This window comes from Phnomibacter sp., from assembly GCF_036803085.1.
Classification (GTDB): domain Bacteria; phylum Bacteroidota; class Bacteroidia; order Chitinophagales; family Chitinophagaceae; genus Phnomibacter.
In genome coordinates this window covers 123,892-138,381 of record NZ_DAIRUZ010000006.1, presented here as the reverse complement: position 1 = coordinate 138,381, position 14,490 = coordinate 123,892, and the positions used below count along the sequence as shown (strand labels likewise).

Annotated in this window: 14 protein-coding genes; 10 read left to right on the top strand and 4 right to left on the bottom strand. The window is 44.9% G+C overall.

From position 1 onward, the window contains the following. Positions 1 to 333, bottom strand: coding sequence for a hypothetical protein (locus tag V7Q13_RS12945; protein ID WP_333801096.1), 333 nt, complete (start codon positions 331 to 333; stop codon positions 1 to 3). Between the two features lie 21 nt (positions 334 to 354). Between V7Q13_RS12945 and V7Q13_RS12940 the strand changes: the two genes are divergently transcribed. The 7 genes from V7Q13_RS12940 (at position 355) to V7Q13_RS12910 (ending at position 6,853) form a co-directional block, all read left to right on the top strand. Then, a complete protein-coding gene (locus V7Q13_RS12940) occupies positions 355 to 1,602 on the top strand; it encodes a dicarboxylate/amino acid:cation symporter (RefSeq protein ID WP_333801095.1) in 1,248 nt (415 codons plus the stop codon). A gap of 76 nt (positions 1,603 to 1,678) precedes the next feature. Further along, a complete protein-coding gene (locus V7Q13_RS12935; protein WP_333801094.1) occupies positions 1,679 to 2,656 on the top strand; it encodes a DedA family protein in 978 nt (325 codons plus the stop codon). Between the two features lie 27 nt (positions 2,657 to 2,683). Beyond that, positions 2,684 to 3,937 carry an MFS transporter gene (locus V7Q13_RS12930; RefSeq protein ID WP_333801093.1) on the top strand — a complete coding sequence of 418 codons (1,254 nt, stop codon included), beginning with the start codon at positions 2,684 to 2,686 and terminating at the stop codon, positions 3,935 to 3,937. A 62-nt stretch (positions 3,938 to 3,999) separates the two neighbouring features. Further along, positions 4,000 to 4,995, top strand: coding sequence for a glycosyltransferase family 9 protein (locus V7Q13_RS12925; RefSeq protein WP_333801092.1), 996 nt, complete (start codon positions 4,000 to 4,002; stop codon positions 4,993 to 4,995). Between the two features lie 211 nt (positions 4,996 to 5,206). Beyond that, the gene (locus V7Q13_RS12920) at positions 5,207 to 5,551 is read left to right on the top strand and encodes a hypothetical protein (RefSeq protein WP_333801091.1); all 345 of its coding nucleotides are present in this window, start codon (positions 5,207 to 5,209) and stop codon (positions 5,549 to 5,551) included. 167 nt (positions 5,552 to 5,718) lie between these two features. Continuing rightward, on the top strand, positions 5,719 to 6,105 hold the full coding sequence (locus V7Q13_RS12915; RefSeq protein ID WP_333801090.1) for a hypothetical protein: 387 nt from the start codon (positions 5,719 to 5,721) through the stop codon (positions 6,103 to 6,105). A 379-nt stretch (positions 6,106 to 6,484) separates the two neighbouring features. Beyond that, a complete protein-coding gene (locus V7Q13_RS12910) occupies positions 6,485 to 6,853 on the top strand; it encodes a hypothetical protein (RefSeq protein ID WP_333801089.1) in 369 nt (122 codons plus the stop codon). 100 nt (positions 6,854 to 6,953) lie between these two features. Here the strand turns inward: V7Q13_RS12910 and mdh are convergent, their stop codons facing one another. Both mdh and V7Q13_RS12900 read right to left on the bottom strand, forming a co-directional pair. Further along, positions 6,954 to 7,883: a malate dehydrogenase gene (mdh, locus tag V7Q13_RS12905; RefSeq protein ID WP_333801088.1), complete on the bottom strand. Its 930-nt coding sequence runs from the start codon at positions 7,881 to 7,883 to the stop codon at positions 6,954 to 6,956. 103 nt (positions 7,884 to 7,986) lie between these two features. Next, positions 7,987 to 8,481 (bottom strand): TlpA family protein disulfide reductase, encoded by a 495-nt coding sequence (locus V7Q13_RS12900; RefSeq protein WP_333801087.1) that lies wholly within the window; start codon positions 8,479 to 8,481, stop codon positions 7,987 to 7,989. A 183-nt stretch (positions 8,482 to 8,664) separates the two neighbouring features. Between V7Q13_RS12900 and efp the strand changes: the two genes are divergently transcribed. From efp to accC, 3 genes are all read left to right on the top strand, one after another. Beyond that, the gene (gene efp / locus V7Q13_RS12895) at positions 8,665 to 9,231 is read left to right on the top strand and encodes an elongation factor P (RefSeq protein WP_333801086.1); all 567 of its coding nucleotides are present in this window, start codon (positions 8,665 to 8,667) and stop codon (positions 9,229 to 9,231) included. A gap of 237 nt (positions 9,232 to 9,468) precedes the next feature. Continuing rightward, positions 9,469 to 9,948: an acetyl-CoA carboxylase biotin carboxyl carrier protein gene (accB, locus tag V7Q13_RS12890; protein ID WP_333801085.1), complete on the top strand. Its 480-nt coding sequence runs from the start codon at positions 9,469 to 9,471 to the stop codon at positions 9,946 to 9,948. Positions 9,949 to 10,247: 299 nt separating this feature from the next. After that, complete coding sequence (accC, locus tag V7Q13_RS12885; protein ID WP_333801084.1) at positions 10,248 to 11,588, top strand: acetyl-CoA carboxylase biotin carboxylase subunit; 1,341 nt, start codon at positions 10,248 to 10,250, stop codon at positions 11,586 to 11,588. Between the two features lie 77 nt (positions 11,589 to 11,665). On the opposite strand, the gene V7Q13_RS12880 is transcribed toward accC, so the two are convergent. After that, positions 11,666 to 14,386: a hypothetical protein gene (locus V7Q13_RS12880; protein ID WP_333801083.1), complete on the bottom strand. Its 2,721-nt coding sequence runs from the start codon at positions 14,384 to 14,386 to the stop codon at positions 11,666 to 11,668. Between the last annotated feature and the right edge of the window lie 104 nt (positions 14,387 to 14,490).

The window sequence follows — 14,490 nt, the reverse complement described above, 5'->3', positions numbered from 1 at the left end:
TTATGCGCTGCAGTTTAAAACTGATTGAACTAGCAGCAGCCAAATAATAGCAACACGCATAAACCGCCAGCCAAAATCCATCTCTGTACTAGAGTAATAACTATAATCAAACTGACACAAAGGAACACCTGTTGCCACTAATATATTGTGCTGTACATCACAGAAAAATACCAGTTGGCCTTTAACGGTAAAAGGTGTGCACCGCTGGCAAAATGGCCAATGAGGAAATGATGCTGCCGGGCGGCCAAAAACCAATGGCAGGCAAGGGCAAATACGGTTGGCCGTGCTTGCTTTCGTGTAAACCCTTACTTTCACGCCAACTTTATTTTGCATGCTTAAAGTGTAGTGGCACTTATGAAAAACAAACTGACGATTTATATTCTCATCGCCATGGTAATTGGTGTAGTGGTTGGCTCTCTCATTCACAACACCGCCGATACCGACCTCATCAAATCTTTCAGCACCAACATAAAGTTGCTGGCTACCATTTTTATAAGGTTGGTACAAATGATAATTGCCCCATTGGTATTTAGCACACTGGTGGTAGGCATTGCCAAGCTCGGCGATTTGAAGGCAGTAGGCCGGGTGGGTGGCAAAGCCTTGATGTGGTTTATAACTGCCTCACTTATTTCGCTGCTCATAGGCATGCTGGTGGTAAATGTAACGCAGCCGGGCGTAGGCATGAACCCTGCCGGTGTAGATGCCAGCGGCGTGGCAGATGTGGTAGGCAAAACCAAAGGCTTTTCGCTGCAAAATTTTGTAGAGCACATTGTACCCAAAAGTGTATTTGAAGCTATGGCCACCAACGAAATTTTACAGCTGGTGGTGTTCTCCATCTTTTTTGGCGTAGCCATGGCCGGCATGGGCGAAAAAGCAAAACCGCTCATTAAAGCCTTGGATGTACTGGCACATATTGTACTGAAAATGGTTGGCTATGTAATGCTAACGGCCCCATTGGGTGTATTTGGTGCAATTGCCGCCGCCATTGCTATCAACGGCTTAGATATCTTGCTTGTCTACATCAAATATTTTGGTGCTTTTCTGGCAGGCATTGCCTTACTCTGGGTGTTTTTATTGATTGTAGGATATGTTTTTCTCGGTAAAAGATTGGCGCCATTGGTAAAGCGTTTGGGCCAGCCCATGCTTATTGCTTTTAGCACCACCAGTAGCGAAGCAGTATTTCCGAAACTCACCGAAGAACTGGAACGCTTTGGCTGTAAGGATAAAATTGTGTCGTTCATTTTGCCATTGGGTTACTCCTTCAACCTCGATGGCAGTATGATGTACATGACATTTGCCAGCATTTTTATTGCGCAGGCCTATGGCATACATCTCGATTTGGGTACGCAACTTACCATGCTGTTGGTGCTAATGCTGAGCAGCAAAGGCGTAGCAGGTGTGCCCCGTGCCAGCCTGGTGGTAGTGGCTGCTACCTGTGGCATGTTCGATATTCCGGTGGAAGGCATTGCATTGATTTTACCCATCGATCACTTCTGCGATATGTTTAGAAGCGGCACCAATGTGCTGGGCAATGCATTGGCCACCACTGTGGTGAGCAAATGGGAAGGCGAACTGGCCGAGGAAGCTGTAGAGGTAGTATAACTGGTTTTAGTTAAACAGGTCTTAACAAACCGTCGTGTAATAAAGCCTTTAATTTGCCCCCTTAATGTAATACCTCATGTTGCTCAGCTCACTCAAAAGATTATTCGTTGCATTGGTGTTGATGATTGTTTTTAGCCCGGCACTCATGGCCCGGCAAGATTCGGTGTATGTAGTAAATCAATACAGCCCCGTTAAAAACACATCTGTAACAGTGAATGGCACCGTTATGGAAACCAACGGTATCGGCCTTATTGGCTTCGATACATTTCCGGCAACAGATAGCCTTCGATTTGAAGCCAGCCATCATGATGCATTGTCGATTGCCACCAAAGACATCAGCAATGGTCAGAAGATTACATTGAATAAACATTTCACCTGGCAAGACCTGCTCACCCCCATGTTCTACATCATTAATGGTGGGTTGTATCTGTTATTGCTCATCATTTTTGCAGAAACAGGTTTGTTTGCCGGCTTCTTTTTACCGGGCGATAGCTTATTGTTTGTAGCAGGTATTTACAGTACCGAACTCGCATCCGAATTCCCCATTCATGGTGGTGGCGATGTGGTAAACCTCTTGTTGCTTTGGATTCTGATTTCTGCCTGTGGCATTTTGGGGAATATGGTAGGCTACTGGACCGGCCGCAAAGTGGGCCCGGCTATGTACCACTGGAAAGAAAATTTCTTTTTCAAAAGGAAATACCTCTACGAAGCCCACGACTTTTTTGAAAAGCACGGAGGCCTTGCCATTATTGGTGCCCGTTTCCTGCCATTCATCCGCACATTCGCCCCCATTATTGCTGGTATAGTAGATATGAGCCGACCCAAGTTTATGTTTTACAACATTACCGGTTCGTTGTTGTGGGTGTTCAGCATGTTGTTTGCCGGCCATTATCTGCAAAAGTTTGTGCTCAGCCAGTTTGGTTTCGATCTTAAATCTCATCTCGAAGTAATTGTAATAGGTATTGTACTGGTAACAACAGCGCCTGTTATCTGGAAGATTTTTTTCAGCAAAAAGAAAGCAGCAACCCCGTCAGATTCCGCAACTAAACAATAGATTGCGATTTCTAACAAACTGATTGCTGTGAACGCTTCTCTCTCCAACAAACAAGCCGGTATTTTTTCCATTCCGGTGCTGGTGGCTGCATTAGGATACTTTGTTGATATTTATGATTTGCTGTTGTTCAGCATCATACGGGTGCCGAGCCTGAGAGATTTGGGTCTTACCGACGAACTCATTAAAACCGATGGTGAACGGATCATCAGCTGGCAAATGGCCGGCCTCATGATTGGCGGTGTGCTATGGGGTGTGCTTGGCGATAAGAAAGGCAGGCTGAGTGTACTCTTCGGTTCCATCCTCTTGTATTCATTGGCCAATATTGCCAACGGCTTTGCTACCACAATCGATCAGTATGCCATCATTCGCTTTATAGCGGGCATTGGCCTGGCAGGCGAGTTGGGTGCCGGTATTACACTGGTAAGCGAACTCACCCCAAAAGAAAAACGCGGCGTGGCTACCTCACTGGTGGCTGGCATTGGATTAACCGGTGCCGTAGTGGCCTTTATTATGAAGGAAAACTTTGGCTGGCGTACCTGTTATTTTATTGGTGGCGGGCTTGGCTTTTTGCTGCTTATACTCCGCATCAGTGTGTTTGAGTCGGGTATGTTTCATGAAGTAAAAGGCATGAAAGTGCAGCGAGGTAATTTCTTTATGCTTTTTAGCAAAGCGGAGCGGTTGAAGCGGTACATTCTTTCCATCCTCATTGGCTTGCCCACCTGGTTTGTGATTGGCATTTTGGTTACTTTCTCAAAAGAGTTTGGCGAAGCCTTTGGTATTAAAGAACCTATCGACAGTGGCAAGAGCATCATGTTTGCGTACGCAGCCATTGCTATTGGCGATATACTGATTGGCCTTATCAGCCAGTGGTTTAAGAGCCGCAAAAAAGCATTGTACCTTTTTTATGGTATCACCATTGTATTTATGATACTCTTTTTTACCAGCCTGTGGAATGGCAGTGCCAATGCGATGTATTGGATTTGTGCCGGGCTTGGTTTTGGTACGGGCTTCTGGGCCATTTTTGTAACCATGGGTGCCGAGCAGTTTGGCACCAACATACGGGCCACGGCTGCTACCACCATACCCAACATGGTAAGAGGTATGCTTACCATTATGATATTGCCGATGTTCAAGTTTTTCCGTTTTCAAACAGATTATGTAACCGGCGGAATGATTACCGGAGCCATCACCATGCTCATTGCAATAGCAGCGGCTATAATGATTAAGGAAACATTTCACAAGGATTTGAACTATGTAGAGGTAGAAGAAATGATGCCTTAGCATCATTTTTGCAGTTGCACGTTGCCCCTACTTCTACACATACCTTTTAAAAGCATAGCGTCTTGGCAAAATTTCTGATCATCCGTTTTTCTTCCATCGGCGATATTGTTTTAACCACCCCCGTTATCCGCTGTTTAAAAACACAGGTGCCCGATGCCGAAGTGCATTTTCTCACCAAACAATCTTTTAAGTCTATACTGGCACACAATCCCTACATCCATCAGTTGCATTTGGTAAACGACGATTTGGGAGAAATGATACAACAGCTGCAAGCCCTTCAGTTCGATTACTTAATTGATTTGCACCATAACCTCCGCAGCCTTCGGGTAAAAAGAGGCTTGCAGGTAAAAAGCTTTTCTTTCAATAAACTGAATATTGAAAAGTGGCTGCTCACCAATTTGAAAATTAACCGCATGCCAGCGGTCCATATTGTAGACCGATACCTGCAAACTATCAGCAGCCTGGGTGTAGTAAATGATGGCAAAGGATTGGATTATTTTATTAGCAAGGCCGACCATGTACCCACTAATGATATACCCACAAGCCATAGCGCCGGGTATGTAGGCCTGGTGATAGGGGCTGCGCTGGCTACCAAAAAACTCCCACTCGATAAGCTCAAAGAAATATGCGCAGCCATCAATCATCCTATTATATTATTAGGAGGCCCGGAGGATAAAGCCGAAGGTGACAAGATAGCCGCCATCGACCCGATTAAAATTTACAATGCCTGCGGTAAGTTTAAGCTCAACGAAAGTGCCGACCTGGTGCGGAAAGCCAAACTCATTATTACCCACGATACAGGATTGATGCACGTAGCAGCAGCTTATCAAAAACCCATCATTACTATTTGGGGCAACACGGTTCCTGCACTGGGCATGGGACCATACTTTGGCACTCAGCCTGGCTTGCAACATTCCTTTGAAGTAGCCGGCCTTCGCTGCCGCCCCTGTTCCAAAATTGGGTATGCTGCCTGCCCAAAGGGTCATTTTAAATGTATGAACCAGCAGCAGGTACCCGCTATTGTGGCTACCGCTCACCAAATGCTCGGCCATCTGTAGTCAGAGGGCCCCAAGGTTGTTAACTCCATTTAACAATCTGTAAATCAATACGTTAATGAAAGTTAATGGTATGCATTCCCGGAGATCGGCTTGCCGTTCGTATGGGCGTAATGCATTTCATCAGGCAAAAGCCGCCATTCCTCACTCGCCAATTTTAGTACTATGTATTGTATAGTACTTTTACATCATCAAACAAACACAAACACACACTATGAAAACGATCATGATTTCTCTGATGGCATTGACCCTGGGATTGGGTAGTGCAAAAGCTGAAAAAACAACAACCGTAGCCAGCCACAAAGCCAGCCACGCCGTAGCCGCCGCAGAAGCATACAAAACGGTATTAGAAGAAAACCGCCGCCTGAAGCTGCAACTGGAAGAACTGGAAAACCAACAAGCCGAGCTGGAAAGCACCATTGCTTACAATCAATTGATGAGCAACATGATGCTGAAACTGAAAAGCCAGAAACTGGAAGAACAGCAGGCAGAAATGGAAGCCACCAACAACTATAATAAAATGATGGCCGCTGCCTTACAGTTTACCAGAAACAAGTAAGCAAAAATGCCGTTCGACAGGGTTTAATGCCGCTGATAAATGAACCACAAAAACGATGTAACTAACCAGACTAACGCCCGTCTGATAAGCACACTACACACCAACAACCCACGCTAATCACACCACACCAACACGCACCAAACACCAACCTAAAAAAAAATTACACCATGAAAAAGATGATCACTCTCCTCGCCCTTGTAACCCTCACCGGCACTGCTGCCCTGGCTACCGCTACTACCAAAAAAGAAACCGTAGCCAGCAAACCTGAAATATCGAACCTGGCCCCCCCGGCTGCGGTGGCCAGCGAAAATGCTTCGTTGAAAGCCAGCATTGATCGCCTGACCGACCTGCAGGCCGAATTGCAAAGCCAACTGGCTTACCAGCAAACCATGGCCGGCATGTTTCAGCAACTGCAGGCTCAAGAAATGGCCGAAATAACTGCCGAGCTGGAAGCGTACAACAGCTACGACCGCACCATGCAGCAAACCATGCAGTACCTGCAGGCCCAGCGCCAGGCCGACCAGCAGGCAGAAACGGCTGCCAGGGCTAGCTAAGAACAAATGATGGCCAATATGCTGAAGCAGCTGGCTAAATAGAGTATAGCACACCACCCATCCAAGTATATCTAAGGGCAGCCAATGGCTGCCTTTTTTAATGCAAAATGGTTAGTGAATTACGCCCATTATGAGCACTTTCCAGCATTCTTTGTTAAGAATTGGCTAATCCACCCAAAAACAGGCCTTTGAATAAAATTTAATATGCAGTCAATTTTACAATGACAAACACCGAATTAAACACAATCCAAAGGCTGTTCATTAGACAATATTCAACGTTTTCAGATTGGCGTTTCAGGTTAGCTAAACCTATCGACCAGAGTGTTCCAACAACCCGGCGTACTTTTGTGTCATCAACACAAGCAATAAATTCTTAGTTATGAAACGCTATATTTTCACACTGATTCTGATGACAAGTTTTACGGGTTTTACTTTCGCTAATGGCAATAACGGTAAAGCCGCTACTAAATCAACACCAACTGTAATGGTTCCTGCTGAAACAAGTGCAGCCCTCTCCATGAAGCAATTGCAAGAAGAAAACATGTTGCTGAAGCAGCAACTGATGTCTTTGTTCAACGAAAATGAGGAACTGAAAGGAACGCTTAACTTCCAAAGCACCATGACCAACATGTTTAGCCAACTGGGTCAGCAAAAACTCAGCGAACAGCTGGAAGAAATGAATGCTACCCTCAACTACAACCACATGATGGCCAACATGCTGTTGAAAATCAAACAAAGCAGTAAGTAAAAGCCTACTGCCTGTTGCTTCAATCAACATTCGGCTGCATAAAGCAAAAAGAAAACCGGTTGCCTTGGCAACCGGTTTTCTTTTGTAAGTCTGAACCAAATCAGAGCGTTTTCAACACGTCGTTCATATTACGAACAGCATCGGCACTCTTCGCAAAGGCGGCTTTTTCTTCTTCGCTCAGTTCAATTTCAACGATTTTTTCCCAACCATTGCGACCAATTACCACTGGTACGCCAAGGCAAATGTCCTTCTGGCCATATTCGCCATCGAGGTATACGCAGCAGGTTTGCAGTTTCTTCTCGTCGCGGAGGATGGCTTCTACCAGCATGGCTCCTGCTGCACCGGGTGCATACCAGGCGCTGGTACCAATAAGCTTGGTCAATGTAGCACCGCCTACCATGGTGTCGGCTACAATTTGCTGCTGTTGCTCTTCGCTCAGCAGTGTGCTCACAGGAATGCTGTTCCAGGTAGCATGCTTAATCAGCGGAATCATGGTTGTATCACCGTGGCCACCAATTACGATAGCGTTTAAATCGCTGGCGCTGCAACCGAGGTGTTGGCTCAGCTGATAGCGGAAACGGCTGCTATCGAGTGTGCCGCCCATACCAATGATTTTGTTTTTGGCCAAACCAGTGCTTTGTAGCGCCAGATAAGTCATGGTATCCATTGGGTTGCTAATCACAATAATGATAGCATCGGGGCTATACTTGAGAATATTTTCAGCTACACCTTTTACAATACCGGCGTTGGTACCAATCAGTTCTTCGCGGGTCATACCGGGCTTGCGTGGAATGCCGCTGGTAATTACCACCACATCGCTACCGGCAGTTTTGCTGTAATCGGCAGTGCTACCGGTAATTTTTGTATCGAAACCCAGGAGCTGTGCAGTTTGCTGCATGTCTTGAGCCTTGCCTTCGGCCAATCCTTCTTTAATGTCGAGCAATACCAGTTCGTGTGCCAGTTCTCTGCGGGCAATGTTATCAGCGCAGGTAGCACCTACGGCACCAGCGCCTACAACCGTTACTTTCATAATAGTTTGGATTTATAAATGAGGTAAAACAAATTTCGCGGCAAAGGTAGGTGGTAGCAATGGAGCAGCCACTAATATTACAAGGGAATGACGTTCATTTTACTCACTCGTTTGCGGATGCAATCAAGTCTTCCATTTTTACTTTGGAGTCGAAAGATTTTTTGAGCTTTCCATTTTTGCCGTACACAAAAATGCTGGGTATTTCTTTGAGCTCATAAAAGCCGCCGAGTAAAAACTGGGGGTCCATACCTATGGTAAATTGTGGCATTTTGGTTATGCCTTTGGAAGTGGCAAAGGTTTTGATCTCTTCTAAAGGATAGGCCGAAACAAAAAGAAACTGAACATTTTTAAATTGCTTCAATTTTCCTGTCAGGCTTTCTGTAAACTCGATACAATGGCTGCAGGTAGGACTAAAGTACACCAGTGCCAAGGTTTTGCCAGGAGCCTGCACTTTATTGGCCGCAAAGCTTTGATTGCTGAGATTGGTGAGCTGTACGGCAGGAATGGTTTGTTGCGTTTTTACCGTGGTAGTGAGTTTTGGCTGCGCCACACCGGCTACGCCGCACAATAATCCGAGGCAAAGAATCAGGTATTTCATAGCACCAAATGTACATGAACATGGAGCAAACCGATGGCTTTACAGAATGCTAAAAACTACAACCCGGTCGAAAATATGGGCAAAAAAAGACTGGTTGTTTTTGGTGGAAAAGCATTCACCTATATTTGCCGCCCAAACACAAGAGCCAGCACCAACTGCCGGTTCTATGCTTAAAACTAATTTATGGCAAATACTTCCGACATCAGTCGTGGCATCATCCTTAAGCTCGATGGCAGCTTATATAAAGTAGTGGAATTTGGCGAAAACAAAACTGCCCGGGCCGCCGCTAAAGTGTGGGCAAAACTGCAGGGTGTAGACAATAACCGCAGTATTGAAAAAACCTGGAACAGTGGCGATACTATTTACCCCGTACGTGTTGAGCGTCGCAATTTTCAGTACCTCTATAAAGATGATACCGGCTACAACTTTATGGATCAGGAAACCTTTGAGCAAATTGCCATTGCCGAAACCCTGATAGATGCGCCTCAGTTTTTGAAAGACGGCCAGGAAGTAAGTGTATTGGTAAACACCGAGACAGAAAGCCCCATGAGTGTGGAACTCCCCGATAAAATTGTGGTAAGGGTTACTTACAGTGAACCCGGCCTTCGGGGCGATACTGCTACCCGTACGCTGAAGCCTGCCACCGTAGAAACCGGTGCCAACGTAAACGTGCCCCTGTTTGTAAATGAAGGCGAACTGATTCGCATCAACACCAAAACCGGTGAATACGTAGAACGGGTTAAAGAATAATTTCCAGCTTTGCTTAAAAGCTGATTCAAATAAAAAAGAGCCTCTTGTGGGGCTCTTTTTTTGTGCTTTCCCCAGAAATAGCCAAATGTGCAAAAACGATTGATTTTGACTAAAAATGGCCGTTTTTTCCCCATTTTCAAGGTAAAATGATGAAAAATGGCCTCATTTCGACTGCTTACCTTACTTTAGCCGACCCCTTGAAAGAGGGTATATTTTTTCATCTTTAACCGTTGCAGTATGGACATTAAAATCATTCAGGATTTGGTGAAGATTATCAACAAAACCAACATCGCTGAGATCAGCATCGAAGAAGCTGATTTTAAGGTAACCATCAAACAAAAGGAAGACAAAGTAGAAACGGTAGTGGCTGCCCCTGTAGCCTACGCTGCTCCTGCTTTGGCTGCCCCCGCACCTGCACCCGCTGCCCCTGCCGCAGCACCGGCACCAGCAACTGCCCCTGCTGCCCCTGCCGCCAACACCGTTACTATCAAAAGCCCCATGATTGGTACTTTCTATAGAAGCTCTGGTCCTGATAAACCAGCCTTTGTAAACATTGGCGACGAAGTAGCTCCTGGTAAAGTAGTATGCATTGTTGAAGCCATGAAGCTCTTCAACGAAATTGAAAGTGAAGTAAAAGGCAAAATCGTAAAAGTGCTGGTAGAAGACGCCAGCCCGGTAGAGTACGATCAGCCGCTGTTTTTGGTAGAACCAGCATAATGCAGATTGCCCAAAACTTCCTTTAGCTCTTTACTTCAAGCTAATCGCAGAAAATAAAGCTGACATCCTTCACCAAAAGAAGATTAGTGCCATAGTAGTTGTTCAAAAAGTGATAGTAAAAAAGGCAAATATGCATCCGGATTTTTTCCTTATTGATTGTTTCGCATTATCAATAATCAGGAAAAAAATCAGCATAAATGCCTCACATTCTAAGCAGTCGTATTGCCAATTTAAAGTTGAAGTAAACGCTGCATCACCCGGGAACACTGGCACATTTTCACATTAGCATATTTAAGCGCATGTTTAAAAAAATATTAATTGCCAACCGCGGCGAAATTGCCTTGCGCATCATTCGCACCTGTCGCGAAATGGGCATCCGTACAGTAGCTGTATACTCTACTGCCGATAAAGATTCACTGCATGTAAAGTTTGCCGACGAAGCCGTTTGCATTGGCAAACCCCAAAGCAGCGACAGCTACCTCAACATGCCCCGCCTCATAGCGGCAGCAGAAATCACCAATGCTGATGCCATACATCCCGGCTATGGATTCCTCGCCGAAAATGCCCTCTTCTCAGAAATCTGTGCACAGAATGGCATCAAATTTATTGGCCCGCCGCCAGATCAAATCAGGGCCATGGGTGATAAAATCACGGCAAAAGAAACCATGATTAAAGCCGGCGTTCCCGTTATTCCTGGCAGCGACGGGTTGCTCGAAAGTCTCGAACAGGCTTACGATCTGGCCAAAAACACGGTGGGCTATCCTGTCATCCTGAAAGCGACTGCCGGTGGCGGTGGAAAGGGTATGCGGGTAGTGTGGAGAGAAGATGAAATGGAACGGGCCTACAACACGGCAAAAGCCGAAGCCCTGGCCGCCTTCAAAAATGATGGCGTGTACATGGAGAAGTTTGTAGAAGAACCCCGCCACATTGAAATACAGGTAGCCGGCGACCAGTTTGGCACCGTATGTCACCTCAGCGAACGGGATTGCTCTATCCAGCGCCGTCACCAAAAGCTGGTGGAAGAAAGCCCCTCACCTTTCATGACGCCCGAGCTGCGCAAAGCCATGGGTGAAGCTGCCAAAAAAGCGGCCGCAGCCATCAGCTACGAAGGTGTAGGTACCATTGAGTTTCTGGTAGACAAGCACCGCAATTTCTACTTCATGGAAATGAATACCCGTATTCAGGTAGAGCATTGCGTAACCGAAGAAGTCATCAACTTCGATTTGATTAAAGAACAAATCAAAATTGCAGCTGGCATCCGCATCAGCGGTAGAGATTACGAACCCACCATGCATGCCATTGAGTGCCGTATCAATGCAGAAGATCCGTACAACGACTTCCGCCCAAGCCCCGGTAAAATTACCGTGCTGCACACTCCGGGTGGCCATGGTGTACGGGTTGATAGCCACGTGTATGCCGGTTACACCATTCCACCATACTACGACAGCATGATTGGCAAGCTCATCACCATTGCACGTACCCGTGATGAAGCCATAGATACCATGTACAGAGCGTTGAGTGAATATGTGATTGATGGCATTAAAACCACCATCCCCTTCCACTTGCAGCTTATGAAAAACGAACAATTCAAAGCCGGTGATTTTAACACCAAGTTTTTGGAAAGCTTTGAAATGAAATAACGGACAGCTATTGCTGTTGATATTAAAAAGCTACGCTGATGCGTAGCTTTTTTTATTGCTCATTCGTAAACTGAATATTACTGTTGAGTAATAGCAGGCACAGTAATTGGAGCATTTACACGAAAGGTTTTGCCATTTGCCAATATGATTTTCGCACCAGACTGAAGGGTTACAGGTACATCTAAAATCATAATACCTCCAGCTATATGGTCTATAACAACCTGGGTGCCAGCAGGCAATGGATTGGGTGGGATTTGCCCGCCAGCCCAATTGCCTGCCACACTCCAATTACCATTTCCACTAAAAGTATAGGTAGCTACTGTAGTGACTAAACCTTTCACCCGTGCAATAAACCCGTCCACATAACCGTTTGATGAAGACTGATACTCGCCAACCAACAAAATATTTCCATCAGGTTGCAACACGGGTTCGAAAATTTCTTCATTCGTATTAATGCCGCTTACATTAACTGTTGCTGTGCCATTGTTACCAAAATTTGTATTGATAGTACCAGAATCATTTATCGCCGTTACTAAATACCCGTTTGAAAAAAATGGTTTGCCGGCTACTATCATTTTACCGGTGCTATTCATAGAAAAATACATCCCGTTGTAAGGAAGCCCAAAGGTTGATTTGCCATCGCCACTAAAACTACTGTCGGGAGTACCATTGCTGTTATATCGGGCTATGCCAAAATTCCTATCAAGACCGGCATTAAAAGCATTAACTCCAAGCAAAATTTTTCCGGCTGAAGTAATGTATAAACCTACAGCCTCGTCGTTCTCAGGAGAAAAATGAGTAATCAGTGGATTGCCGTTGTTGAAAGACGGATCTTGTAATCCTGAAGACAGCAATCTATTAGTCGTTATATTATATCCTTCTTGTGGAAGACCCGAATCATACGCACCACTGATTACCAATTTGCCATCAGCCGGCTGATATACCATTTTGTTATAAGCAATTGGAGTAGGTTGAATACCATCTGTATCGAAGCTGGTATTGAGGCTGCCATTTGCATTCAGTTTGATAAGATAGAATGACTCTTCCAAACTGGTGAAGCTAAAAGACTCTATTGAAATGGCTATTTCACCATTAGCATGCACAGCAAGTGCCAGGCATTGTGCGTAATCATTTGCAGCTACATCTATCAGCACTTTTCCAAAAGTACCAAATGACATATCTGGCTGCCCGCTACTGGTAAATTTTGCAACCAAAATACTGGCTCCCTTCAATAAATCAACACTTGTACCAACTGCAATGACAGAACCGTTATCTGCTGTAGCTACATGAGAAAATCCATCAGCAACACCTGCTGAAACAGAAGCATACCCTTGCTCACCAAAACTTTCATCCAACACACCCGCACTACTGTATTTCGTAACAAATCCTCCTTGACCAAACCCGTTTTCATATGAACCGGTAGCTATTACAGCGTTGTCTGCCAGCAAAGCAATTGATTTTACAGCTGTACTTGCATTGGTTTGCATTCCTTCTCCAATTTGCTGAAGCAATTGGCCGGTTGAATTATACGCATCATCTCTGCTGCCATTGCTATTAAACCTTGCTACCCCCAATACAAACCTGTTTGCCTGTATGCTACCACCCAGCAACACTACTTTGCCATCTGTTTGTATCATGGGAATTGCACCATAGTCAAATCCGTTACCCATGTTTTTACGGGCAACTCCATCTGTATCAAATGTTAGATCTGGTAGCCCGTTATTAGTAAGTCTTATGGCAGCAAACTCGAAGTCAGCGCCATTCCGATATGCCGCCCCCAATACATATTTACCATCCCCTTGTTGAGCAATGAAACCAGGCATCAACAAATCGCCGGCTTCTCCAATCTTTGCCACTCCATCTACACCAAAAGATTCATCTGGTTGACCATTGTTCAAGAAACACCAAACGGCACCCGCTTTTGTAGTTTCGATAAATGCATTTTCAGTATCGTACAGCAAACCGCCCACCAATATTCTTCCGTCTTTGTCAACCATTACTTTATTTGCAGATGGCTCTGTATTGTCTAGTATCAATGCTTCTAACCAACCATCATTATCAAAACTTATGTCTGCATCACCATTAGTTGTAAATCGAGCCACAATTAATTTATCATCACTATTAAAAAAAGGCTGATACGAACCGGCAATCACAATCTTGCCATCGGACTGCAGTGCCATGCTATATGCGTTAATCGTAGAAGATAGCCCTTGTAACGCAACCGCTTTTAAACCAGCAATACCAAAAGAACTGTCGAGGCTTCCATTATTGTTGAACCGAATAAATGTAGGTACGCCACTGATAGATGCCAACACCAATAGCTTACCGTTATTGAGCACCAACATATCATTCGCATAGGTGCTTGCTAACGAAAATCTGGCTCCAACAGCACCGCCGAATGTTCCATCAATGGCACCATTGCTTTGCAATTTCAACACCCTGAAACTATCCGCTTCAGAAACAAGCGCAAAAAGTTGCCCGTTTGCATTTATATCCAAAGCTATCAATTCATCACCATCACTACCTGTAGAAAAATTAAACTTTGCCATACCTCCTTCACCAAAGCTTACATCAGGTGTGCCATTACTGTTATACCTCAAAATAACGGCTTCTGCATTGTTATTGTACAAGGATCCACCACCCACAATAAGTTTGTCGTTTTGCAACAACGCATCGCCCAGCGATAGATAAGGAAAACTATAATGAATGATTGCTTTTCCATCAGCAGAAAAAGTATTGTCAAAAGTACCAGACTGGGCATGTGCAACAACTCCTGCAATAAGTAGGAGTACAACCAAAAGAAAATGTTTCATCGGGGCTATTAAGGATTTGGGTTGATAGCTAAAATATTGACCCGGCCATTTCTATGCAAGCCATTGCTCATATATATTTTAAGCTACTA